This is a genomic window from Nocardia brasiliensis ATCC 700358, assembly GCF_000250675.2.
GTDB lineage: Bacteria > Actinomycetota > Actinomycetes > Mycobacteriales > Mycobacteriaceae > Nocardia > Nocardia brasiliensis_B.
The window spans coordinates 7,307,238-7,331,479 of the sequence record NC_018681.1; the positions used below are offsets into that span (position 1 = coordinate 7,307,238).

Below are 24,242 nucleotides of genomic sequence, written 5' to 3' on the forward strand. Positions count from 1 at the left end.
ATCTCGCTTCCGGATGACGGTTGGTAATGAGAGAAGGAGGCTGTCATGCAGTACGTGGATGCGGGAATCGAGACCGCGGGTGTTGTCATCGTCGGATCGGGATTCGGCGGGCTGTCCGCCGCCAAGCAACTTGCCAAGTCGGGTATCGATTACGTGCTGATCTCCAGCACGCCGGAGCACCTGTTCCAACCGCTGTTGTACCAGGTAGCGACCGGTGTGCTGGCATCGGATGAGATCGCCCCGCCGATCGCGGGCATTCTGCGCCGGCACCGCGAGGCCGACGTGCGCCTCGGCAAGGTGGTCGCCATCGACCCGGACAAGGCGATCGTCACTTATGAGCAGGACGGCACGCAGCACCGGATCCGCTACGGTTCGCTGATCGCCGCCACCGGTGCCAGCCAGTCCTATTTCGGCCGCGACGATTTCGCCGAGAAGACCTTCTCGCTCAAGACCATCGATGACGCGAAACTGCTGCGCGCGCAGATCCAGCGGGTGTTCGCGGAGGCCGCGGGCGCCGACGAGGAGACCAGGCGCAGGCTGCTGAGCTTCGTCGTGGTCGGCGCGGGCGCCACCGGTGTCGAGGTCGCGGGTCAGCTCAAAGAGCTGGCGAAACGGTATTACCACCAAGAGGTTTCGGTGACCCTGGTCGAGGGCGCGGGCGAGGTGCTGCCCCCGTTCGGCGGTGGGCTCTCGGAGTACGCGAAGAAGTCGTTGACCCGCTCGGGCGTCGAGGTGCTGCTCGGCACCTTCGTCACCGATATCGAGCACGGCAAGGTCACCGTCAAGGACAAGAGCGGGGTCGAGCACGGCATCGCGGCCGAGACGGTCGTCTGGTCGGCGGGCGTGCAGGCGGGCGGTTTCGCGAAGATCCTGGCCGAGGCCACCGGCGTGGCGACCGACCGCGCGGGCCGGCTGCTGATCAATCCGGACCTCACCGTCGGCGGCTACGCCGATATCTACGCGATCGGCGACATGACCTCGCTCAACGGCTACCCGGGACAGTCGCCGGTGGCCATGCAGGAGGGCAGGCACGCCGCCGACATCATCCGGCGCAAGAAGCCCGCCGGTACCGCGTTCAAGTACTGGGACAAGGGCAGCATGGCGGTGATCAGCCGGTTCAGCGCGGTCACCAAGCTCACCGACAAGATCACCTTCCGGGGCGTGCTCGCCTGGTTCGTGTGGCTCGCGGTGCACCTGTTCTATCTCGTCGGCTTCCGCAACCGGTTCGCCGCCGTCGCCTCCTGGCTGGTCGCCTTCATCGGCACCGGTCGTCCCGGTTTCGCCGAGGTGGACAAGGCGCAGCGACCGGTCGGCGCCGAGCAACGCTCCGCCGCTTGACAGTTCGCGGCGCACACCGCCGGAACACGACGTGAAGTCGCATCGCGCCCCTCGCGGTGCGACTTCTTGTTGTTCGCGTCGCGTTCGAATGGTGTTCACGGACAACGCTTCCGACGGCTGAAAGTCGCGTTTCCAGCGCGTGGGCGCGAACGCGGTGCGACGCCGGGATGAACGCGCGGTGTGATCCGCATCTCGTTCACCGAACCTGCATCGCGGGGACACTTCGAGGTTGCTCCAGCGCAGCTTCAGCCTGGCTTCATCACGGATATGACAGCATCGCTCAGCGATTCGATCAGGGGTGGCGACGGGGCGAAGGGCGCGATCACGTCGGTGTTGACCGCCCCGGCCCGCTCGACGGACGCCGGAGAGCAACGAGCACGGTACTCGTTGGTCGTGTCCTCCGACACCGAGCACCGCATCGCGGCGCAGCGGCTACGTTACGGCGTGTTCGCGAACGAGCCCGGTTTCCGGATTCCCGACAACGGCACCGGCCTGGACGCCGACCGGTTCGACGACCACTGCGACCACATGCTGGTGCGCGACGATCTGACCGAGGAGTTCGTCGGCTGCTACCGCATGCTGCCGCCGGACAAGGTCGCCGCCGCGGGCGGGTACTACACGGCCACGGAATTCGAACTGTCCCAACTGGATCCGACGGGCCGGCGGATCGTGGAGATGGGCCGGGCCTGTGTGGTGCCGGAGCATCGCAACGGTTCGGTGCTCACCCTGATGTGGGCGGGCATCCTGCACTACATCCAGCTCACCGGGTACGACTGGGTGATGGGCTGCGCGTCCGTGCCGATGCAGGACACGCCTGCCGACGCGCCCGGCGTGAACGTCCGTGGCGTGCGCGACCTGCTGCTCGGCCGGCACGCCTCCGATCCCGAGCATCGGGTGCGGCCCTATCGTCCGGTCGTGGTGGACGGCAAGACCTTGGACGAGATGACCCCGCCCGCGCGACCCAAGCTGCCGCCACTGCTGCGCGGCTATTTGCGCCTGGGCGCGGAGATCTGCGGCGAGCCCGCGCACGATCCGGACTTCGCGGTCGCCGACTTCGTCGTGCTGCTCGGGCTGGACACTATCAACACCCGCTACCTCGAGCGGTTGCAGGGCGCAGCCGCCAATTTCGACGGAGGACGGTGAGCGACATGGTGTTCGACGCACCACCTGCCGAAGTGAAGGCGCACTCGTGGATGCCGTCGAGCCCGTGCGGGCCCGGCTGCATCGAGCCGATCGATGCGGTCGGCACCGGGCGCGTGCTCGGCAGGTTACTCGGCGTGGCCGGGCTGCTGATCAGCTTCCCGATGGTGAATCTGGTTACCCCGCAAGGGAAACGAGAACATCTGCAGCGCGGCTACGCGCGGACCCTGTTGAGTTGTCTCGGAATGGAATTGCGAATAGTCGACCGGCGGGTCGACACGAACGGGCGCGGCGCTGTCGATGAGGGCAGCACCGCGCCCGTCGCGTATGGCGAGCGGGGCGCCGGGGTCATGGTCGTGGCCGGGCATATCGGCTGGACCGATATCGTCGCGCTGGCCGCGGTGCAGCCGCTGGGCTTCGTCGCCCGCGCCGATATGGTCGACTGGCCGGTGCTCGGCAAACTCGCCACGCTGATGCGGGTCATCCCGATCGAGCGGGAGAAGCTGCGTGCGCTGCCCGGAGTGGTCGCGCAGATCGGCGCCCGGCTCGCGGCGGGTGAGCGGATCGCGGTGTTCCCCGAGGGCACCACCTGGTGCGGCCGCGCGTACGGCAGCATGCGGCCCGCGCTGTTCCAGGCCGCGGTCGACACCGGGACCGCGGTGCAGCCGGTCCGGTTGCGTTACCTGGACCGGCACGGAAAGCAGTGCACGGTCCCGGGATTCGTGGGTGAGGACACCTTCGCGTCGTCGGCCAAGCGGGTGCTCCGCTCGCGCGGCATGGTCGCCGAGGTGGTGCTCGAGCCGCTGCAGCAGCCGGGCACCGACCGGCGGGATCTGGCGCGGCGGTGCGCGGCCGCGGTGCGCGGCACGGAGCTGTCGCGGCACGGCGCGCTCGACGCCACGGTCTGGATCGAGGCCGGATCGACCCGGGTCCAGGACCCGTCCGTCGCCTCGGACGCACCCGAGGTACGCAGGCCGGTCCGCAGGCTCCCGCTGCTGCGCGGGCGCGCGCGCCGGGCGGAAGCGGTCGCCGGATAGCTCGATCGATCGACGGGAGCGGCAGGGAAAACCCTTGCCGCTCTTTGTCGTTCCCGGTGGGGGAGCGACTACGGCGTGCCGAGTGATTCGGCGATGCGTGCGGCCATGAGCGTCGCGATGCCCGACGGGCGTTGCGGATCGAGTCCGGTGAGTTCGGCGACCCGGTTCAGCCGGTAGGTGATCGTGTTGCGGTGCACGAACATCTCGCGGGCCACCGCGTTCTGGTTGAAGTCGCGGTCGATGAACAGGCCGAGGGTTTCGCGCAGCACCGGCTGATCCGCGAGCGGTTCGAGCAGGCCGACCAGCGCGGTCCTGGCCGGTCTCGCCGTCGCGACCAGGTATTCGAACATCATCGCCTGCCGACGGCAGACCAACTCGGGCCAGTGGGTGCTCCGCGCGACCTCCGCCACGGCCTGTGCTTCCGCGTAGGCGGCGGGGATGTCGGCATGGCGCACCGCCGCCGCGACACCGATCCACAGCTGCGGCCGCCCGGCCGAGATCGCGGTGAGCTGTGCCGCCAGCGCGGAGACCGCGGCGTCTTCCTCGACGGCGGTGTCGTACGGGATGAGCGCGGTCCAGCCGCCGCCGTCGCGGCGCAGAAAAGCGCCAGGCATGGCGTGAAAGGTGTTGCGCAGCAATGTGACCGAGCCGGGGCTCGGGTCGCCTAGACGCACCACGGCGATCAGGAACGCGGCGGCGATCGCGATGTCCTGGCCGGTCGCCCACTCGACCGGATCGCGCCCGTTGAGCAGGGCGTCGGCGATCTCCCGATGGCGTTCGATGATGTCCCAGCGAGGTTGGCGGATGTCCTCGACCACCGCGGCGGCGATCCGGGTGGTGATCAGGCCCAGATAGTCGTTGAGCTGAAAGGGCAACGCCGCGGGCAGCGGTGACTCCTGCTCGGCCGACCACTTCTGCATCAGCTGCGACCACAGGAACGACACACCCAGGCGATAGTTGGTCATCGCTTCGGTGAGTTCCATGCCTTGCCGGACGAGGCCCACCGCCCGGTCCACCAGCGGTTGCGTCTCGGCCTCGGTCGGCTCGACGCCGGTGCGCGCGAACTCGAAGAACAGGTCGACATTCAGTTCCGCGCCGGGCCGGAAGTCCGCGTCCATCAGGGTGGGCGACAACTGGTCGTATGGCGCGGCTCCGACGGTGAATTCGCTGATCAAGGCGGCAGCGAAGGCGTGCAGGCGGTCGAGCACCGCGTCGGGCGCGGCCGCGTTCTCGGCGTCCTCACGGTGCGGCACCGGCATTCACCCCTACTTCGGCAGAGTCGGAAAACGTGCTGCTCGAATCATCACATTCAGGTGCGCGCGGCGGCCGCTTCGCCTCGTCGGCGGCGTCGGCCACGAAAGATCCGGACGATCGCACCTGGACGGATTGTGCACAGTGGCGAGTGCCGGTGGCCCTTTTTCGGCGGGGTGCCGATTGACGATGCAAACCGGGTGGTTTGGAATTGATGGAGTACGACACAAGCGCATAGCGAATGTGGGGCTACTCATAGTGATACATTGCACCGCATCGCAGGCGTCGAGGTGAGTGACTCGCTGTTTTCGTGGAGATCCGGGTTCGGTGCGTGATCGAACGAAAACAGCATCGAGTCGGCAATCTCGGCGGATGTTTCGCCCTAACACTGATCGTTTCGTCGTGTGATCTCTTGTCGAGGAGTGCGCCATGCGTGTCGTCGGATTGCGGTATCTGTTGCGCCGGTGGTCGACCGTGCCGTTCGCGGTGTTGTGCGCGGTCAGCCTGGTCGCCACCGCCGGTACCGTGGCGGCCGAACCGGTTCCGGTGCAGCCGGTACTGCCCTTTCCCATCCCGCCGACGCCGCCGGAATTCGATCCGGCGTTCTACGAACCGGACCCGGCCGTCGTGGCCGCCAAGAAACCCGGCGAGATCATCGCGGCGCGCGAGGTCCACGTCTCGCTGTATTCGGTGCTGCCGTACAACGTCGACGCCTGGCAGTTGTCCTTCCGTTCCACCAACACCAGGGACGAACCCGTCGCGGCGGTCACCACCGTGGTGAAACCGCGCGGCGACAACAATGGTGTGCCACGCAATCTGCTCTCCTATCAATTCGCCCCGGACTCCAGCGCGAAATACTGTTCACCGTCCTACGTGCTGCAATTGGCCTCCGTGCCGCCGAATATCACCGGAGCGCTGAATATTCCGGTCGAGTTCATCAACGCGATCACCACGGTCGGCCTGGGCTGGGCCCTGAACATGCCCGATTACGACGGCCCCGACATGGCCTTCGGCGCGGGCCCGCTCAACGCGCGGATCACGCTGGACAGCATCCGCGCCGCGGAGAACTTCGATCTGCTCGGACTCGAAGGCGCCGCCACCAAGGTGGGTCTGCTCGGTTATTCCGGCGGTGCCATCGCCACCGGTCACGCGGCCGAACTCAAGGCGTCCTACGCACCGGAACTCAATGTCGTCGGTTCGGCGATGGGCGGCATACCCGCCGACCTGGTCCGGATGATCAAGCTGGCCAGCAATAATGCCGGCTCCGGCCTGCTGCTGTCGGGCATGCTGTCGGCCGCGCGCGAATATCCGGAACTGGCACAGTATTACGACCAGCACATGAACGGCTTCGGCAAAGCGATGGCCGCGGTGAAGGCCCCGTTCTGTCTGTGGTCGGCCGCGGTGCTGCCGTTCGTGAACCTGCCGGGCTTGTTCGACAGCCCGGACGTGTTCAGCGATCCGGTGCCCGCCGCGGTGTTCGAGAAGCTGCGGATGGGCCACTCGACTCCCGATATGCCGGTCTTCATGTTCCAGGCCAATCCCGACTGGATTGTTCCGGTCGGCCCGGTCAACGACCTTTACGCGCATTATTGCGAGGACCCGAACGCCCGCGTCGAATACATGCGCGACAACTTCAGCGAGCACTTCTCGCTGCTGGCGATCGCGTGGGCCAAGGAGACCACCTGGCTGAAGGACCGCTTCGACGGGGTGCCGGTGCAGCAGGGCTGCGTCTTCAACGACGTCGGATCGATGGCGCTGGACCCGGCGACGTGGCCCGAATGGCTGCGCAAGGTCGCCACCTTCGTCCCCGCCGTTTTCCAGTACCCGATCGGGAACTGAACCAGTCGTCGACCGCGTGCGCGGACACGCCTGCCGGGAATAGCCGGACACCGTCGCCGGGTTCTGGTTGATAGGTGAGTCATAGCTCACTGGGGGACACCCCGCAGATACGCAGGTCAACGCTGGGATAGGCTTTCTAGGTCATGATGGCGGGTTTTTCGGGTCCGGAGCACAGTGCGGCGCCCCAGACGGTCTACCTCGATCATGCGGCCACCACCCCGATGGTGCCTGCCGCCATCGAGGCGATGACGGCTGCGCTCGGGCTGGTGGGGAACGCGTCGTCGCTGCACGGCTCGGGCCGTGCTGCCCGCCGCACGCTGGAGGAGGCGCGCGAATCGATCGCCGCCGATCTGGGCGCCCGGCCCTCGGAGGTCATCTTCACCTCCGGCGGTACCGAGAGCGACAACCTGGCGGTCAAAGGCATCTACTGGGCGCGCCGCGATGCCGAGCCGCGCCGGACCCGGATCATCGCGAGCTCGATCGAGCACCACGCGGTGATCGACGCGGTCGAGTGGCTGGAACAGCACGAGGGCGCGCGGGTGACCTGGCTGCCGGTGGACGCCGAGGGTGTGGTCTCGCCGCGCACGCTGCGCGCCGCGCTCGCCGCCGACCCCGGCGATGTCGCGCTGGTCACCGTGATGTGGGCGAACAACGAGGTCGGCAGCATCCAGCCGATCGGCGAATTGGCCTCCGTGGCACAGGAATTCGGCGTGCCCATGCATAGCGACGCGGTGCAGGCCGCGGCCCAGCTGCCGATCGATTTCGCCGCGAGCAACCTCTCGGCGGCGAGTTTCGCCGGGCACAAGGTCGGCGGCCCGCACGGCATCGGTGTGCTGCTGCTGGGCCGGGAGGTGCCCTGCGTGCCACTGCTGCACGGCGGCGGGCACGAGCGCGACTTGCGTTCCGGGACCTCCGATATCGCCGCGGCGGTCGGCCTGGCCACCGCGCTACGCCATACGGTGCGCGAATTGCCCACGCGCACCGCGGAACTGACCGCCCTGCGGGACGGCCTGATCGACGGCGTCCAGGCCATCGAGCCGGACGCGGTACTCAACGGCGCGCCCGGCGAACGACGACTGCCCGGCAACGCGCACTTCACGTTCCCCGGCTGCGAAGGTGATTCGCTGCTGATGCTGCTCGACGCGGCCGGAGTCGAATGCTCGACCGGCTCGGCGTGCACCGCCGGTGTCGCGTCGCCGAGTCACGTGCTGATCGCCATGGGCGTCGAACCGTGGCAGGCCCGCGGCTCGTTGCGATTCTCGTTGGGGCACACCTCGACCCGCGCCGAGGTGGACCGATTGTTGGAGGTGCTGCCCCAGGTGGTGCAGCGGGCCAGGGCCGCGGGTCTGGCCGGTGCGAAGGGAGGTGTTTGATGCGGGTACTCGCCGCGATGAGTGGTGGTGTCGATTCGGCGGTGGCGGCGGCGCGTGCGGTCGACGCGGGTCACGAGGTGGTCGGCGTGCATCTGGCACTGTCCGCGACGCCCGGCACGCTGCGGACCGGGTCGCGGGGTTGCTGCTCGAAGGAGGACGCGGGCGACGCCCGGCGCGCCGCCGACGTGCTCGGCATCCCGTTCTACGTCTGGGATTTCGCGGACCGCTTCAAGGAAGACGTGATCGACGATTTCGTCGCCGCCTACGCGGCGGGGGAGACGCCGAACCCGTGCCTGCGCTGCAACGAGAAGATCAAGTTCTCGGCGCTGGCCGACCGCGCGGTGGCGCTCGGCTTCGACGCCGTGGTCACCGGGCACTACGCGCGCCTCGACGACGGCGTGCTGCGCCGGGCCGTGGACGCCGACAAGGACCAGTCCTACGTGCTCGCCGTACTGAACGCCGAGCAGCTCTCGCGCGCCATGTTCCCGGTGGGCGACACCCCGAAGCCGCGGATCCGCGAGGAGGCCGCCGAGCGCGGGCTGGCCGTCGCGAACAAGCCGGACAGCCATGACATCTGCTTCATTCCCTCCGGTGACACCCGCGCCTTCCTCGGCGCGAAGATCGGCATCCGGCCCGGCGCGGTGGTCGACGCCGACGGGCAGGTGCTCGGCGAACACGAAGGCGTGCACGGGTTCACGATCGGCCAGCGCAAGGGTCTCGGCCTGCCGGGGCCGGCCGCCGACGGCAAGCCGCGCTACGTGACGGGCATCGATCCCGATTCCGGCACCGTCCGGGTCGGCTCGGCCGAGGACCTCCAGGTGTGGACCGTCGACGCCGAGCGGGCCATCTGGACCTCGGGCACCGCGCCCGAGGGGCCGATCGAGTGCGTCGCGCAGGTGCGCGCGCACGGCGGCACCGCGCCCGCGGTCGCCGAGGCCGTCGGTACCGGGCTCGCGGTGCGTTTGCGCGCACCGCTGACCGGTGTCGCCCGCGGTCAGGCGGTCGTGCTGTACCGCCCCGACGAGCTGGGTGACGAAGTGATCGGCAGCGGCACCATCTCCGGTACCGGCGGGGCGGACAGCACCGCCGCGAACAGCGAAGCCGCCGCCGCGACACGATGATTCGAGCCGCCGGGACGGTGGGGTGCCGGCGCGCCACCTCGGTGCCGCACCGGCGGGATGTGCCGCGCCGGACCGCGGCGCCTCGGTGAATCCGCTAGGCGCGCACAATGATCGGAGCGCATCGGGGACCGGTGTGCGCACACGATGATCGACCGACGGAAACGGGCAACGGTGTATCAGGACGGCACGGGCGAGGGACGCGACAGCGAAGCCGACGGCAAGGCCGCGGCTCGCCCGATCCTGCACGGCGGCACGGCGACGGGTGTCGGTTCGTGGCCGGGCACCGACCCGCGGGAAGCCGCCGCGACCATCCTCGGCGAGCTGCCGGAGCTACCGCACCTGGCGGAGCTGCCCGGCCGGGGCGCGGGCGCGGACCTGATCGGGCGCATGTCGGCCCTGCTGGTGGACATGCGCTTCGACACCACAACCCGCGGTTACCGACTCGCGCCGCGGCCGGGCGCGCTGTCCAGGCGGGCCCGCGATCTGCTGCGGGCCGACCTCGACGCGCTCGAAGAAGTCTGGGAGACAACGGGTTCGAGCGGGCCGATCAAGCTACAGGTCGCGGGCCCGCTGACGTTGGCGGCGCAGGTGGAACTGCCGCACGGGCACCTGGTGCTCACCGATTCCGGTGCGCTGCGCGACCTTTCGGCGTCGCTCGCCGAGGGGCTGCGTGAGCACGTCGCCGAGGTGCGCAGACGGCTCGGCGCGCAAGTGCTGCTGCAGGTGGACGAACCGTCGCTGACCGCGGTGCTCGACGGGTCGTTGCGCGGTGTGAGCGTGCTGGACACGGTGCGCGCCATGCCGGAACCCGAAGCGCTCGCCACACTCGACGCGGTGCTCGCGGCGCAGTCCGCGCCGGTGCTGCTGCACAGCTGTGCCGCCCCGCCCGCGCTCGGCTTCCTGCGCCGAACCAGCGCGGCCGCAATCGGATTCGATCTGGCCACGATCGGCACGAAGGAACTCGACCCGGTGGGCGAGTTGCTCGACGCCGGCAAACATCTGGTACTCGGTGCGGTGCCCACCACTGCGTCCGCCGTCATGCCGGGCTGGCGCGCGCTCGCCGAACCCGGTGTCCGCCTGGTCGATCGGCTCGGCTTCCCCCGCGCGACCCTGGCGACCCAGATCCTGGTCAGCCCGGCGTGCGGCCTGGGCAACGCACCGCTGACCTGGGCCCGCCAGGCCCTGAGCCGCGCCGCCGAGGTCGCCCGCGCCTACGCGGAGGACCCGGAGTCCCTCACCTTCGAGTGAGATGCGGGTGCGGTGACGGAGCGCGCCGCAGTGACGCGGTGTGGCGCGACGCATAACCGCGCGGCGCGGCGCTGAGTCCGCCCGAAAATTGGCCGACGCGGGGCCGCGACGTGCGCGAACACTGCCGTGTGATGTCGGTGGGCTCGGCTAATGTGCGTTGGGTGAGTGACAGCAGTGCGGTGGACAACGACACGAACGCGCCCGCCCCGGCGACGGCCGAGCAACGCGTGCGGTGGCAGCAGTTGGCGGACGAGGTGCGCGAGCATCAGTTCCGCTACTACGTGCGCGATTCGCCGATCATCACCGACGGCGAGTTCGACACGCTGCTGCGCCGCCTGCAGGCCATGGAGGAACAGCACCCCGATCTACTTACCCCGGATTCGCCGACCCAGCTGGTCGGCGGCGGGTTCGCGACCGACTTCACCGCGGTCGACCACCTGGAGCGGATGCTGTCGCTGGACAACGTGTTCGACTTCGACGAGCTGCGCACCTGGGCGAGCCGCGTCGAGGCCGAGACCGGGCCCGATCTGCACTATCTGTGCGAGGTGAAGATCGACGGCGTCGCGCTGAACCTGGTGTACGAGAACGGGCGGCTGGTGCGCGGCGCGACCCGCGGTGACGGGCGCACGGGCGAGGACGTCACGCTCAACGCGCGCACCATCGAGGACATCCCGGGTGAGCTGACGCCCAGCGCCGAGTTCCCGATCCCGGCGTTGCTCGAGGTGCGCGGCGAGGCGTACATGCGCCTCGAGGACTTCGAGACGCTCAACGCGGCCATCGTGGCCGACGGCAGACCGCCGTACGCCAATCCGCGCAACACCGCGGCCGGCTCACTGCGGCAGAAGGACCCGGCGGTCACCGCCCGCCGCCGGCTGCGGATGATCTGCCACGGCTTCGGCCGCATCGAGGGCTATGCCCCGGCCTCGCAGCACGAGGCCTATCGGGCGCTGGCGGCCTGGGGCCTGCCGGTGTCCGACCACACCAAGCTGGTGCAGGGCATCGACGCCGTCATCGAACGGGTCGCGTACTGGGGCGAGCATCGCCACGATATCGAGCACGAGATCGACGGCCAGGTCATCAAGATCGACGAGATGGCCCTGCAGCGCAGGCTCGGGTCCACCTCGCGCGCGCCACGCTGGGCGATCGCCTACAAGTATCCGCCCGAGGAGGCGACCACCAAGCTGCTCAACATCGAGGTGAACGTCGGTCGCACCGGCCGGGTCACCCCGTTCGCGGTGATGGAGCCGGTGTCCATCGCGGGGTCGACGGTCTCGATGGCCACGCTGCACAACGCGTCGGAGGTCGAACGCAAGGGCGTGCTCATCGGCGACACGGTCACCATCCGCAAGGCGGGCGACGTGATCCCCGAGGTGCTCGGCCCGGTGGTGGACGCGCGCACCGGCGCGGAGCGCGCGTTCGTGATGCCGACGCACTGCCCGGCCTGCGGCACCGAATTGGCCCCGCAGAAGGAGGGCGACGCCGATATCCGCTGCCCGAACCAGCAGTTCTGTCCAGCCCAGCTGCGTGAGCGGGTGTTCCACGTGGCCGGGCGCGGCGCGTTCGATATCGAGTCGCTCGGGTACGAGGCGGCGAACGATCTGTTGAAGTCGGGCGTGATCACCGACGAGGGTGATCTGTTCGACCTCGATGAATCCCGTCTGCTGGCGACCACACTGTTCGCCAACAAGGACGGCGGGTTGTCCGCGAACGGCCGCCGCCTCCTGGACAACCTGGACGCGGCCAAGAGCCGGCCGCTGTGGCGGGTGCTCGTGGCGTTGTCGATCCGGCATGTCGGGCCCACTGCCGCAAGGGTTCTGGCGCGGGAGTTCGGCAGTCTCGATCGGATCCAGGACGCCTCGGCCGAGGAGCTGGCCGCCGCCGACGGGGTCGGACCCACCATCGCGGCGGCGGTCGCGGAATGGTTCACCGTCGAGTGGCATCGCGCGATCGTCGGCAAGTGGCGCGCCGCGGGCGTGCGGATGGCCGACGAGCGCGACGAGTCCATCGAGCGCACGCTCGAAGGGCTGTCCATCGTCGTCACCGGCTCGCTGGACGGGTTCTCCCGCGACGGCGCGAAGGAGGCCATTCTGGTGCGCGGCGGCAAGGCGGCGGGTTCGGTGTCGAAGAAGACCGCGTTCGTGGTGATCGGTGATGCGCCGGGCTCGAAGGCGGCCAAGGCGGAGGAACTCGGGGTGCCGATCCTCGACGAGGACGGGTTCCGGCTGCTGCTGGAGGCGGGGCCGGACGCGGTGACGCCGCAGTCCGAAATCGAGTCCGAGACGGAAGGGTAAGCAGGACAGCCGGATTCACCCGGCGTGCGAGTTACTCGCCGCCGCTCCCTTGACCTCAACCTATCTCGAGGTATGAGGATCGACTGGTAGGGCACTACCAGGAGGTCATCATGGCTCGTCGTACCGCACTGATCACCGGCGCCTCCGCCGGATTCGGCCGGGCGCTCGCCCGCTCGCTCGTACATCGGGGCTGGCGGGTGCTCGGGACGGCCCGGGACGCCGAACGGCTCGCCCGAGTGGCCGCTGAGCTCGGGCCCGCCTTCGTCGCGGTCCCCGGCGATGTGACCGATCCGGCGCATCGTGCGGAGCTGGCCGAAGTGGCCAGTGGCGCAGGAGAACTAGCGCTGGTGGTGAACAACGCGAGCGCGCTCGGACCGAGTCCGCTGGTCCGCCTCGCCGACTATCCGCTCGACGAACTCGAGCTGGTGTACCGGACCAATGTGATCGCGCCGCTCGCCGTAGTGCAGTTCGCGCTGCCGCTGCTGGCGGCGGACGGCAGCGTGGTGAACCTCAGTTCGGACGCGGCGCTCGAGCCGTATCCGGAATGGGGCGGCTACGGTTCGTCGAAGGCGGCGCTCGACCAGCTCACCGTGATCCTGGGCGCCGAGCATCCGCAGTTGTCGATCTACGCGTTCGATCCGGGCGATATGCGGACCGCGATGCACCAGGCGGCCTTTCCCGGTGACGACATCTCCGACCGTCCCGAGCCCGAGACCGTGGTCCCAGCGCTGCTGCGGCTGCTCGACGAGAAACCGAAGAACGGGCGCTACGCCGCCGCCGATTTCGCGGTGGGGCACCGGTCATGACCGTGCTCATCGACCGGCCGCGGTTCGTTCTCCCGCCCGAACGCAATGCGGTCGCCCCGCCGGAGGCGCGCGGGCTGGCCCGGGACGAGGTCCGGCTGCTCGTCGCAGGGGCGAGCCTCACGCACGCCCGGTTCCGCGAATTGCCACGGCAGCTGCGTCCCGGTGACCTTGTGGTGGTGAACAATTCGGCGACGCTGGCCGCCGCGGTGGACGGCAGGCTCGACGATCGGCCGATGGCGCTGCACTTCGCGACCTGGCTGGACGACGGCGGCTGGGTGGTCGAGGTGCGCACCACCGCCCGCACTCCCTTTCCGGCGGAAGAACTTTCGGCGGGCGCGGTGATCAGGCTGCCGGACGGCGTGCGCGCCACGCTGCGGTCGCCGTGGCTGCCGGGCGGTCGCCGGCTCTGGGTGGCCGACCTCACCGCCGACCCGAGACAGCTGTTCGCGGTCTACGGCTACCCGATCACCTATTCGTATGTGCCGCAACGATGGTCGCCGTCCTACTACGAAACGGTGTTCGGCCGGGTGCCGGGTAGCGCGGAGATGCCCAGCGCGGCAAGGCCGTTCACCGAGCGACTGGTGCTCGACCTGGTCGCGGCCGGTATCGGTTTCGCACCGATCACCTTGCACACCGGTGTCTCGTCACCCGAGGCGGGGGAGCCGCCGAGCCCGGAGCGGCTCACCGTTTCGGCGTCGACTGCGCGCCGGGTGAACGACACCAAGGCGGCGGGCGGGCGCGTCATCGCGGTCGGCACCACGGTGACCCGGGCGCTCGAAACCGCCGGTGACGCCGCGGGAGTCGTACATCCGGTGCACAGCTGGACCGAGCTGGTCCTCGGCGCGCGGCGGCCCGCCCGCGTCGTGGACGGGCTGATCACGGGCTGGCATGCGCCGGGCGCTTCCCACCTCGACCTGCTCGTCGCGGTGGCGGGGCAGGCCACGGTCGACGCGGCCTACGCGGCGGCACTGGAGACGGGATACCTGTGGCACGAGTTCGGCGACAGCGCCCTGCTGCTGGGGTAGCGCGAGCGACTAGTTCTGGGTGACGGAGACGGTGGCGCTTTCCTGGGTCATGATCTCGAAGCGGCCACAGGTGCCGTTGGTCAGTTCGAGTCGCTGGGTGACCGCCTTCCCCCGCAGCTTCGGGAAGGTGGCCTCGGCGACCACGTCGGCGCCCGGCATCGAGCACACCTTCGCGATCGTCTGGGTGCGGTAGCTGGTCGTGCCGGTCACGCACGCGGGCTCGGCGTTGGCGAAGAAGATGCGCGCGGTGCCGTCGCTACACGTGTCGGCGGCCGCGTGCGGTGCGACGACCGCGATCGACCCGAGGGCGAGCGCGGCGGCGACGGAGCTTCGGACAACAAGGCGACGAACCGTCATACCTGATCACTACCCATCGGTTTCGAGCGTTTCCTGCGTATGGCCGCGGGGTGCCGCGGCGTCCAGCATGCTAACCCGGCACCAGGGGGTTTGTCGGGCGATCGGGGCAGGTCGCGTGGTCGTTCAACGGACGCATGGCCCGTCAAGCTTTGCTTATGTGCAATAGCTATGGATTTCTTTGGTTCACGGCGGTGGCGGCCGCGCCCCTGCCGTCGTGGCACGAGCCGCCGGACGACAGGATGGCGGGATGCTGCGCAGTTTTCAGGTGACCAATCACAGATCGCTGGCCGACGAGCAGGAGTTGCGGCTCACCAAGGGGAGTGGGCCGGTGGCGGTACCGGTCACCGCGATCCACGGCACCGCGGCGGCGGGCAAGACCAATCTGATCGACGCGCTCGCACAGATGCGCGACGCGGTGCTGCATTCGGTCACCGGGTGGGATCCCTATGCCGGCCCGGTGCGCACGCCGCATCTCGGATTCGCGGACCGCCCTTCGGAATTCGTGGCGAGCTTCGTGGCCGAGGGCGTGCCCTACACCTACGGCTTCCGCCTGGACAACGCCGACGTGACGGCCGAGTGGCTGTACACCCAGCCGCGTTCGCGTAAGCGAATCGTGTTCGAGCGCAACGGGGAACAGATCAAGATCGGGCCGATGTTCGAGGCGGCGCGCTACGGCATCGCCGCACTGGTGCCGCTGGTCCGCCCGAATGCCTTGCTGCTCAGCCTGGCCGGACAGATGTACGCGGACGCGCTGGTGCCCGCCTATCGCTGGTTCGAGTCCATGCTCGAGGTCCAGCGCGGCCCGGCCGATACCGACGCCGTCGCGCACCGCCTCGGCGGGCACCTGTCCCGCTCGCCGGAGAACGCCGCGCGGCTGCTGATGCTGCTGCGCACCGCCGAACTCGGGATCACCGATCTGCTGCTCGCCGAGCACGATCCGATGTACGCCGACTACCTGCGCGACCTGGATGCCGATATCGCGGCGATCGGCAAGCAGATCGAACTGTGCGCCACCTCGGCGGACTTCGCCGACCGGCTGCTGCGGGAGGGCGGCGTCACGCCGGTGCTGCTCGAACGCGAACTCACCAACATGAAATCCGCCAGGGACGCGTTGTACGCCCGGATGGTGGCCCGGCGCGGCGTCGGCCTCGGTCTGGTGCACGACGGCATCGACAACCCGTTCGACCTCGCCGACGAATCCACCGCGACGGTCTCGCTGCTGCGCGTCCTGCCGACCATGCTGGATGCCCTCGATGCGGGCCGGGTCCTGGCCGTCGACGATATCGGCGCGCACCTGCCCGCGGAGGAAACCGATCGCCTGATCCAGCTCTTCCAGAACCCCGAAACCAATTCGCGCGGCGCCCAACTCGTGTACACCACCAACAATCGGGCCCTGATCGATCGCGGCAACGGGCGTTCGGCGCGCACGCGCAGCGTGGTGTGGCAGGTCCGGCGCACCGACCACGGCACCAGCGAACTCGCCGCGGTGTAGCGCCGGAGCAGCGCCGGCGAGGCAATAGCATGGGCACATGCTCGAATTCGGAATGCTGCTGATCATGGTCCTCGCGGTGGCGGGGATGGTCGTGCTCTATCTGCGCGGCCGCGGCGGCTTCCGGCCCACGCAGGCGGAAGCGGGCACGCTCTACGTCACCGGCGTGAGCCCACGCCCGGACGCCCAGGGCGAGCAGTACGTGACCATCACCGGCAACCTGACCGGGCCCTCGGTCTCCGGCGCGGTCGTCTACGGGCGTTTCGCCTGGGACGTCAATGCTTGGCCGTCGATCGGCGACCTCATCGACGTGGTCTACTCGCCGCGCAATCCGCAGAGCTGGTCGATCGCACACTTGCGGCATCGGGGCTTTCGGGTGGTCGGGGGTTACAGCATGCAGGAGACGCAGCCTTCTACTTCGGTGCCCTCCAGCGCCATTTGGCGCAGGCGGATGTAGTAGAGGGTCTTGATGCCCTTGCGCCAGGCGTAGATCTGGGCGCGATTGAGGTCGCGGGTGGTGACGGTGTCCTTGAAGAAGAGGGTCAGCGACAGGCCCTGGTCCACGTGCTGGGTGGCCGCGGCGTAGGTGTCGATGATCTTCTCGTAGCCGATCTCGTAGGCGTCGTCGTAGTACTCGAGGTTGTCGTTGTCGAGGTAGGGCGCCGGGTAGTAGACGCGGCCGATCTTGCCTTCCTTGCGGATCTCGATCTTCGACGCCACCGGGTGGATGGAACTGGTGGAGTGGTTGATGTAGGAGATCGACCCGGTCGGCGGGACCGCCTGCAGGTTCTGGTTGTAGATGCCGTGCGCCATGACCGACGCCTTCAGCGCCCGCCAGTCGTCCTGGGTCGGGATGTGCACCCCGGCGTCGGCGAAAAGCCGCGCGATCCGCTCGGTTTTCGGCTCCCACACCTGCTCGGTGTACTTGTCGAAGTACTCACCGCTGGCGTACTTCGACTCCGGGAAGCCGCCGAAGTAGGTGCCGCGCTCCTGCGCGATCAGGTTCGACGCCCGGATCGCGTGGTAGACCACGGTGTAGAAGTAGATGTTGGTGAAGTCGATGCCCTCTTCGGAGCCGTAGTGCACCCGCTCGCGGGCCAGGTACCCGTGCAGGTTCATCTGACCGAGGCCGATCGCGTGCGACTCGTTGTTGCCCTGCTCGATCGAGGGCACCGAGTAGATGTGCGTCTGATCCGAGACCGCGGTCAGCGCCCGGATGGACGTCTCGATGGTCTGCGCGAAATCGGGTGAGTCCATCGTCTTGGCGATGTTCAGCGAGCCGAGGTTGCACGAGATGTCCTTGCCCACCTTGGCATAGGACAGGTCGTCGTTGAACACCGACGGCGTGGAGACCTGCAGGATCTCCGAGCACAGGTTGGAGTGGGTGATCTTGCCCGCGATCGGGTTCGCCCGGTTCACCGTGTCCTCGAACATGATGTACGGGTAGCCGGATTCGAACTGCAGCTCGGCGATGGTCTGGAAGAACTCGCGCGCCTTGATCTTCGACTTGCGGATCCGCTTGTCGTCGACCATCTCGTAGTACTTCTCGGTGACGTCGATATCGGCGAACGGCTTGCCGTAGATGCGCTCCACGTCGTACGGCGAGAACAGGTACATGTCCTCGTTCTTCTTCGCCAGCTCGAAGGTGATGTCGGGGATCACCACGCCCAGCGAGAGGGTCTTGATGCGGATCTTCTCGTCCGCGTTCTCCCGCTTGGTGTCCAGGAACCGGTAGATGTCGGGGTGGTGCGCGTGCAGGTACACCGCGCCCGCGCCCTGGCGCGCGCCGAGCTGGTTGGCGTAGGAGAACGAGTCCTCCAGCAGCTTCATGATCGGGATGACGCCCGAGCTCTGGTTCTCGATCTTCTTGATCGGCGCGCCGTGCTCACGAATGTTGCTGAGCAGCAACGCGACCCCGCCGCCGCGCTTGGACAGCTGCAGCGCGGAGTTGATGGAGCGCCCGATGGACTCCATGTTGTCCTCGATGCGCAGCAGGAAGCAGGACACCGGCTCGCCGCGCTGCTTCTTGCCCGAGTTGAGGAAGGTGGGGGTGGCGGGCTGGAAACGGCCGTCGATGATCTCGTCGACCAGCTTGCCCGCGAGCACCTCGTCGCCGGCGGCGAGGGTGAGCGCGACCATGCAGACGCGATCCTCGAACCGTTCCAGGTAGCGCTTGCCGTCGAAGGTCTTCAGCGTGTACGAGGTGTAGTACTTGAACGCGCCGAGGAAGGTGGGGAACCGGAACTTCTTGGCGTAGGCCTGCTGGAACAGCTTCTTGATGAACCCGCGGCTGTACTGCTCGAGCACCTCGGACTCGTAGTAGTTCTCGTCGACCAGGTAGTCCAGCTTCTCGTCCAGGTTGTGGAAGAAGACGGTGTTCTGGTTGACGTGCTGCAGGAAGTACTGGTGCGCCGCCTCCCGGTCCTTGTCGAACTGGATCTCACCGTTCGGGCCGTACAGGTTCAGCATCGCATTGAGGGCGTGGTAGTCGAGTACCTCGCCTGTCTCGGCATTGCGGACCGGTGGCTGCTCTAAGCGAGCCGTTTTTCCGGTCGGTGCTGTCGTTGTTGTTGCCAAAACAATCCCAATCCCTCTCGGACGCGCTCGACGTCCTCGGCGGTTCCCATGAGTTCGAAGCGATACAGGTAGGGCACCCCGCACTTGCGCGAGATCACCTCACCCGCATAGCAGTAGGTGTCGCCGAAGTTCGTGTTACCCGCCGCGACCACGCCGCGCAGCAGCGCGCGGTTGTGCGGATCGTTGAGGAACTTGGCGACCTGGCGCGGCACGAAATCCTTGTCGGATCGGTGACCGCTGATGCTGTTCGGCCGTTGCGCGTCGAGCACGTGCCGACCGCCCCCGTAGGTGGGGACGATCAGCACGTAGGGCTCGTCGACGCGCAGCGAGTCGGCGGTATGCAATGGAATGCGAGTCGCCGGGATACCCAGCTTCTCGACGAAGCGGTGCGTGTTCTCCGAGGCGCTGGAGAAGTAGACCAGTGCGCCGGGTTCGGTGCTCGAGCGATCGTCGTTGCCGGACACGCTCACCTCACCTCTCTCGGAGGAACGGCGCGGCGTCAGGCCGCGACGGTCGCGAGCGACTTGATCCGGTCGGGCCGGAAGCCGGACCAGTGATCCTCACCGGCCACCACGACCGGAGCCTGCAGGTAACCGAGGGCCATGACGTAGTCACGGGCCTCCTCGTTCTCCGAGATGTCGATCACCTCGTAGTCCACCCCGGCCTTGTCGAGGGCCTTGTAGGTGGCATTGCACTGGACGCAAGCGGGCTTGGTGTACACGGTGACGGTCATTGAGGTCCCTCTCTCCTTGTGCCTGATCCACAGCCTGTGATCCGTATGCCGGTCATTTCGACCGACCTGCAATGCACGATCCGAGTTGCTGCGCAAACTCCTGGATCTGGCCTCGAACCTCCTGCTCAGCCCCTTCGGGCCGAGGTACGCAGGGCGGGATGTCATGCCGTCTTCCAGTACCGAAGACACTACACCTAGTGGCCGACAGATTCATACAACACGACATGTTGCGAGTCACAAGGATGAAATTCGAAGGCGGTAAGTACCTGGACACTCGATTCGCAACCCGACACGGCCGTGGTGCAGATCACAATTCCGTACCGTAGCTGATATCCAGCAAACCCTCGGGACAAGCGAAGAGGGCCACCTCTACCGGGAGAGATGGCCCTCTTCGAGACCGGACGGGAAGCTTACACGGTGGCGAGTTGGCCGCGCGCCGCCTCCACCAACTCGTGCACCGAGGCCGCGAGCTCGGTCAGCGCTTCCGCGTCTTCGCGCGGGTGTGTCGCGGCGAACCGCTCGCCGATCGTGGCGAAGCGCAGATGCGCGGCCTCCACGACCACGGCGCCGGCCACCCCGAGCGACTTGACCGTGTCGCCATGCGCCCACTGGGCGGCGCGCGGGCTGATCGAGGCGCTGATCACGGCAGTCGGCTTGGCCTTGATCGCGCCCGCGCCGTATGGGCGCGAGGCCCAGTCGATCGCGTTCTTCAACACGCCGGGCAGCGTGCCGTTGTATTCGGGCGTCACGATCAGCAGACCGTCGGCCGCGGCGATCGCATCGCGCAGGGCCTGCGCCTGCGCGGGCACGGCTCCCTCGATATCGAGGTCTTCGTTGTAGAAAGGAATATCGGCGAGACCCTCGTAGAGCGTGACCTCTACGCCCTCGGGGGCAGTGAGGGCAGCGGTCTCGGCCAGTCGTCGATTGATCGACGCGGCACGGAGGCTACCGACGAGAGCGAGGATGCGGGTCTGTCCCATGACGACTCCTGGTGTACTGAGTGTGGTGTCCGAACTTTCACCTGACACTAACCGGACCACGGTCCGATTACTTCCCGCGGAGACTGCGTGAGTGCTGTGAGCTACCCCACTTCGGATATCCCGATGCCCGAAGGCCGACCGCTGCTCGGCATCGGCGCGCCGCTCCCCGGCACGGCCGAGCCCACCGAACGCGCCGACGCCGCGCGCAATCGGCAGCTGCTGCTCGACGCCGCGCAGCAGTTGGTCCGCGAGCACGACGTCGACAGTCTCACCATGGACGCACTCGCCAAACGGGCCGGCGTCGGCAAGGGCACCGTCTTCCGCCGGTTCGGCAATCGATCCGGGCTACTGCTGGCGCTACTCGACCATTCGGAGCGAAAGTTCCAGCACGCGTTCATGTTCGGCCCGCCCCCGCTGGGCCCCGGCGCGCCGCCGGCCGACCGGCTCGTCGCGTTCGGCCGGGCCCGGTTGCTCGACATCGACGTGGAAGGCGAGCTGTATCGCGCCGCTGAGGTCGGCGAGGCCGGCGAGCGGTTTTCCGGCGCGCCCTATCTGCTGCTCAAGGCGCACGTGGCGATGCTGCTGCGGGAGGCGGGCGTACCGGGCGAGATTCCGCTGCTCGCCGACAGCCTGGTCGCGGCGCTGGGCTCGGCGCTGGTCATGCACCAGATGCACACCCAGGGGTACAGCCGCGAACAGATCGGGGACAACTGGGAAGCCTTGGTTCGCCGCGTTGTTTCGGGATGAACAGTCAGTAGAGTGGGCTGGCATGCGGAACCTGCGCGAACAGATCATTGCGGAATTGGGCGTTCAGCCGAGTATCGAACCGAAAGCCGAGGTGCGGCGCCGGGTCGACTTCCTGAAGGACTATCTGAACGCTACTCCCGCAAAGGGTTTCGTGCTCGGCATCAGCGGCGGTCAGGACAGCTCGCTGGCCGGGCGGCTGTGTCAGCTGGCCGTCGAGGAACTGCGGGCCGACGGCGCGGACGCCACCTTCCTGGCGGTGCGGCTGCCCTACGGCGTCCAAGCCGATGAGGCCGACGCGCGCACCGCGCTGCGTTTCATCCAGCCGGACAAGTCGGTGTCGGTGAACGTGCGACCCAGCGCGAACGCGGCCGCGGGCGAGGTGGCCTCCGCGTTGAAGATCGACAAGCTGCGCGACTTCGTGCGCGGCAATATCAAGGCGCGCGAACGGATGGTGATCCAGTACGCCCTGGCGGGACAGGAGAACCTGCTGGTGGTCGGCACCGACCACGCGGCCGAGGCGGTGACCGGCTTCTTCACCAAGTACGGCGACGGCGGCGTGGACCTGACCCCGCTCACCGGCCTGACCAAACGGCAGGGCGCGGCACTGCTGCAAGAGCTGGGCGCACCGGCGAGCGTGTGGTCCAAGGTCCCGACCGCGGATCTGGAGGACGACCGGCCCGCTCTGCCCGACGAGGAGGCGCTCGGCCTCACCTACCGCGAGATCGACGACTATCTCGAGGGCGCGGACGTCACCGCCGAGGTCGCCGAGCGGATCGAGTCCATCTTCCGCGCCACCCGGCACAAGCGCGCCGTCCCGGTGACCCCGCTCGATACCTGGTGGCGCGAATAGCGTCCGGCCACAACCGGTTACGCGTCAGCGCGGATGCGGGCGGTCACCTCGGCCAGGCGGCGGATGAGGAAGCGGCGGACCTGATCGTTCGGGGTCCGCTCCAGCGCCACCCGATAGTTGTCGGCCGCCTCCGGATACCGGGCGGCGCGGCGGAGCAGGTCGGCGCGGGTGGCGGGCACCAGGTGCGAGGTACCGAGGCGGGGATGATCGGCCACCTCGTCCAGCGCGGCCAGGCCCGCGTCGAAGCCGTGCCGGAAGGCGACGGCGATCGCCCGGTTCACCCGGATCACCGGCGACGCGGAGTACCCGAGTAGTTCGTCGTAGGCCGAAACAACTGCGGCCCAATCGGTTTCCGCGAAGCTGGGCGCGGTGGCGTGCGCAGCGGCGATCCGGGCCTGGATCAGGTAGGGGCCGTTGCCCGCCGCGGCGGCCGAGATCAGGCAGCGCAGTCCGGACTCGATCGCGACCCGATTCCAGCGGGCCCGGTCCTGGTCCTCGAGCGGCACCAGATCGCCTTCGGCACTGCGCCTTTGGGTTCGGCGACTGTCGTTCAGCAGCATCAGGGCGAGCAGCGCCCGCGCCTCCGGCTCCCCCGGCAGCAACCCGCACAGCAGCCGTCCGAGCCGGATCGCCTCGTCGCACAACTCGTCTCGGATGGCGGCCGGGCCCGTGGTCGCGGCGTAGCCCTCGGTGAACACCAGGTAGACGCACGCCAGCACGGCGGGCACCCGCTCGGGCAGCAGGTGCACCGGCGGCACCCGCAACGGAATACCGGCCGCGCGGATCTTCGCCTTCGCCCGGGTGAGCCGTTGCGCCACAGTGTGTTCCGGCTGCAGGAAGGCCCGGGCGATCTCGACCGTGCGCAACCCGCACACCAGCCGCAACGTCAAGGCGACCTGAGATTCCTGCGACAGCGCGGGATGGCAGCAGGTGAAGATCATGCGGAGTTGGTCGTCCGGTACCGGCGTCACGTCGGGCTCCTCGTTCGGCACGGTCAGCAGGACGGCGTCCTGCTCTTTGGCGCCCCGGGCCGATTCGCGCCGCACCCGGTCCAGTGCGCGATTGCGCGCCGCGGTGGTGATCCAGGCGCCCGGGTTGGCCGGCACCCCGCGCTCCGGCCAACTGCGCAGCGCGTCGGCGAACGCCTCGTGCACCGCGTCCTCGGCCAGCCCGATATCGCCGACCAGCCGGGCGACCGTGGCCAGGGCACGGCCGAATTCGGCCCGGTAGATGCCGTCGATCGCCGTGTCCTGGCCGTCGCGCACGATCAGAAACCCACGTCGACGATCCGGCGCACCTCGGTGCGCCCCTTCTCGCCACGCGGGATCCGCGCCCCGATCTCGCCGGCCTGCGCCGGACTCGCCGCGGTGAACACATAGAGCCCGTCGACCACCTCGGCGCCCTCGGTGAACGGACCATCGGTGCGCAACAGCCCGCCATCGCGTTCCCGCACGATGGTCGCCTCGGTCGGCGGCCGCAGCGCGCCGCCGCCCCGGATCGCCGCGCCCACCTGCTCGACGAACTGCTGATGTGCGGCGGCCATCGCGTCCCACTCCGGCGTGTCTGGTGCGACGAAATCGCCCTGCGGCGACCACAGCAGCGCCAACCACCAGTCGGCGCCGGGCGTCGAGTGCGGCAGCCACATCTGCATCGGCCGCACCTCGATCGAGCCCTGCGCCGCCGCCGGGATCTTCCTGGCGAGCTGGACCGCCTCGTCCAGGTTCGCGCAGTCGAACACGTAGAAACCGGTGACCACCTCGTTCTGTTCGGTGAACGGACCATCGGTGATCAGTGTTTCGCCCGCACCGCCGCGGATATTGACCGCCGTCGCCGACGGGTAGAGCGCCGCGCCGCCCGCGATCGCCGCGGCCGCCTGCTCCTGGAACGCCGCGTACTTCGCGACGCCCGCGGTGAACTCGGGTGTGCCCGGCGCGGCGCTCGGTCCGGATTCGCCGCCGACAATCGTGGCCAAGTAGTGCATGGTCGCCAACCTTCCTCGAACGGAGGGGCCCGATACCCTTCCCTACCCAGACGACGAAC

Annotated in this window: 22 protein-coding genes; 14 read left to right on the forward strand and 8 right to left on the reverse strand. The window is 68.5% G+C overall.

Annotation, left to right across the window (positions count from 1 at the left end):
- Positions 1 to 45: 45 nt before the first annotated feature.
- The 3 genes from O3I_RS32435 (at position 46) to O3I_RS32445 (ending at position 3,515) form a co-directional block, all read left to right on the forward strand.
- Positions 46 to 1,338, forward strand: a complete 1,293-nt coding sequence (locus O3I_RS32435; protein ID WP_014987255.1) for an NAD(P)/FAD-dependent oxidoreductase — start codon at positions 46 to 48, stop codon at positions 1,336 to 1,338.
- A gap of 267 nt (positions 1,339 to 1,605) precedes the next feature.
- Positions 1,606 to 2,481, forward strand: coding sequence for a GNAT family N-acetyltransferase (locus O3I_RS32440; RefSeq protein ID WP_014987256.1), 876 nt, complete (start codon positions 1,606 to 1,608; stop codon positions 2,479 to 2,481).
- On the forward strand, positions 2,478 to 3,515 hold the full coding sequence (locus O3I_RS32445; RefSeq protein WP_014987257.1) for a lysophospholipid acyltransferase family protein: 1,038 nt from the start codon (positions 2,478 to 2,480) through the stop codon (positions 3,513 to 3,515). The genes O3I_RS32440 and O3I_RS32445 overlap by 4 nt, the downstream gene beginning before the upstream one ends.
- Positions 3,516 to 3,583: 68 nt before the next feature.
- Here O3I_RS32445 and O3I_RS32450 read toward each other — a convergent pair whose 3' ends face one another.
- Positions 3,584 to 4,774: a PucR family transcriptional regulator gene (locus O3I_RS32450; protein WP_014987258.1), complete on the reverse strand. Its 1,191-nt coding sequence runs from the start codon at positions 4,772 to 4,774 to the stop codon at positions 3,584 to 3,586.
- A gap of 421 nt (positions 4,775 to 5,195) precedes the next feature.
- Here O3I_RS32450 and O3I_RS32455 point away from each other — a divergent pair, with 421 nt between their 5' ends.
- The 7 genes from O3I_RS32455 to O3I_RS32485 all read left to right on the forward strand — a co-directional run bounded on the left by O3I_RS32455 (position 5,196) and on the right by O3I_RS32485 (position 14,469).
- The gene (locus tag O3I_RS32455; RefSeq protein WP_014987259.1) at positions 5,196 to 6,605 is read left to right on the forward strand and encodes a lipase family protein; all 1,410 of its coding nucleotides are present in this window, start codon (positions 5,196 to 5,198) and stop codon (positions 6,603 to 6,605) included.
- A 143-nt stretch (positions 6,606 to 6,748) separates the two neighbouring features.
- Positions 6,749 to 7,978 carry a cysteine desulfurase family protein gene (locus O3I_RS32460; RefSeq protein ID WP_014987260.1) on the forward strand — a complete coding sequence of 410 codons (1,230 nt, stop codon included), beginning with the start codon at positions 6,749 to 6,751 and terminating at the stop codon, positions 7,976 to 7,978.
- On the forward strand, positions 7,978 to 9,099 hold the full coding sequence (gene mnmA / locus O3I_RS32465; protein WP_014987261.1) for a tRNA 2-thiouridine(34) synthase MnmA: 1,122 nt from the start codon (positions 7,978 to 7,980) through the stop codon (positions 9,097 to 9,099). Before O3I_RS32460 ends, mnmA begins: the two co-directional genes overlap by 1 nt.
- Positions 9,100 to 9,243: 144 nt before the next feature.
- Positions 9,244 to 10,347, forward strand: a complete 1,104-nt coding sequence (locus O3I_RS32470) for a methionine synthase (RefSeq protein ID WP_014987262.1) — start codon at positions 9,244 to 9,246, stop codon at positions 10,345 to 10,347.
- 131 nt (positions 10,348 to 10,478) lie between these two features.
- The gene (gene ligA, locus O3I_RS32475) at positions 10,479 to 12,638 is read left to right on the forward strand and encodes an NAD-dependent DNA ligase LigA (RefSeq protein WP_051066801.1); all 2,160 of its coding nucleotides are present in this window, start codon (positions 10,479 to 10,481) and stop codon (positions 12,636 to 12,638) included.
- Between the two features lie 110 nt (positions 12,639 to 12,748).
- Positions 12,749 to 13,444 (forward strand): SDR family NAD(P)-dependent oxidoreductase, encoded by a 696-nt coding sequence (locus tag O3I_RS32480; RefSeq protein WP_014987264.1) that lies wholly within the window; start codon positions 12,749 to 12,751, stop codon positions 13,442 to 13,444.
- Positions 13,441 to 14,469, forward strand: coding sequence for an S-adenosylmethionine:tRNA ribosyltransferase-isomerase (locus O3I_RS32485; RefSeq protein ID WP_014987265.1), 1,029 nt, complete (start codon positions 13,441 to 13,443; stop codon positions 14,467 to 14,469). Before O3I_RS32480 ends, O3I_RS32485 begins: the two co-directional genes overlap by 4 nt.
- A gap of 9 nt (positions 14,470 to 14,478) precedes the next feature.
- Here the strand turns inward: O3I_RS32485 and O3I_RS32490 are convergent, their stop codons facing one another.
- Positions 14,479 to 14,826 (reverse strand): hypothetical protein, encoded by a 348-nt coding sequence (locus O3I_RS32490; RefSeq protein ID WP_014987266.1) that lies wholly within the window; start codon positions 14,824 to 14,826, stop codon positions 14,479 to 14,481.
- Positions 14,827 to 15,073: 247 nt separating this feature from the next.
- Between O3I_RS32490 and O3I_RS32495 the strand changes: the two genes are divergently transcribed.
- On the forward strand, positions 15,074 to 16,318 hold the full coding sequence (locus tag O3I_RS32495; protein ID WP_014987267.1) for an AAA family ATPase: 1,245 nt from the start codon (positions 15,074 to 15,076) through the stop codon (positions 16,316 to 16,318).
- Between the two features lie 37 nt (positions 16,319 to 16,355).
- On the forward strand, positions 16,356 to 16,772 hold the full coding sequence (locus O3I_RS32500; protein WP_014987268.1) for a hypothetical protein: 417 nt from the start codon (positions 16,356 to 16,358) through the stop codon (positions 16,770 to 16,772).
- Here the strand turns inward: O3I_RS32500 and nrdE are convergent.
- The 4 genes from nrdE to O3I_RS32520 all read right to left on the reverse strand — a co-directional run bounded on the left by nrdE (position 16,703) and on the right by O3I_RS32520 (position 20,605).
- Positions 16,703 to 18,784, reverse strand: a complete 2,082-nt coding sequence (nrdE, locus tag O3I_RS32505; RefSeq protein WP_014987269.1) for a class 1b ribonucleoside-diphosphate reductase subunit alpha — start codon at positions 18,782 to 18,784, stop codon at positions 16,703 to 16,705. The two genes, O3I_RS32500 and nrdE, sit on opposite strands and share 70 nt — an antisense overlap.
- 62 nt (positions 18,785 to 18,846) lie before the next feature.
- Positions 18,847 to 19,356, reverse strand: coding sequence for a class Ib ribonucleoside-diphosphate reductase assembly flavoprotein NrdI (gene nrdI / locus O3I_RS32510; protein WP_014987270.1), 510 nt, complete (start codon positions 19,354 to 19,356; stop codon positions 18,847 to 18,849).
- 35 nt (positions 19,357 to 19,391) lie between these two features.
- Complete coding sequence (locus O3I_RS32515) at positions 19,392 to 19,625, reverse strand: redoxin NrdH (RefSeq protein ID WP_014987271.1); 234 nt, start codon at positions 19,623 to 19,625, stop codon at positions 19,392 to 19,394.
- Between the two features lie 410 nt (positions 19,626 to 20,035).
- A complete protein-coding gene (locus O3I_RS32520) occupies positions 20,036 to 20,605 on the reverse strand; it encodes an NAD(P)H-dependent oxidoreductase (RefSeq protein ID WP_014987272.1) in 570 nt (189 codons plus the stop codon).
- A 123-nt stretch (positions 20,606 to 20,728) separates the two neighbouring features.
- On the opposite strand from O3I_RS32520, the gene O3I_RS32525 reads away from it, so the two are divergent.
- Together O3I_RS32525 and nadE are read left to right on the forward strand one after the other, a co-directional pair.
- Positions 20,729 to 21,352, forward strand: coding sequence for a TetR/AcrR family transcriptional regulator (locus O3I_RS32525; RefSeq protein WP_014987273.1), 624 nt, complete (start codon positions 20,729 to 20,731; stop codon positions 21,350 to 21,352).
- A 22-nt stretch (positions 21,353 to 21,374) separates the two neighbouring features.
- On the forward strand, positions 21,375 to 22,202 hold the full coding sequence (gene nadE, locus O3I_RS32530; protein WP_014987274.1) for an ammonia-dependent NAD(+) synthetase: 828 nt from the start codon (positions 21,375 to 21,377) through the stop codon (positions 22,200 to 22,202).
- Between the two features lie 17 nt (positions 22,203 to 22,219).
- Here the strand turns inward: nadE and O3I_RS32535 are convergent, their stop codons facing one another.
- Both O3I_RS32535 and O3I_RS32540 read right to left on the reverse strand, forming a co-directional pair.
- Positions 22,220 to 23,467, reverse strand: a complete 1,248-nt coding sequence (locus O3I_RS32535; protein WP_014987275.1) for an RNA polymerase sigma factor — start codon at positions 23,465 to 23,467, stop codon at positions 22,220 to 22,222.
- 2 nt (positions 23,468 to 23,469) lie between these two features.
- Positions 23,470 to 24,183, reverse strand: coding sequence for a YciI family protein (locus O3I_RS32540; protein WP_014987276.1), 714 nt, complete (start codon positions 24,181 to 24,183; stop codon positions 23,470 to 23,472).
- Positions 24,184 to 24,242 lie beyond the last annotated feature (59 nt).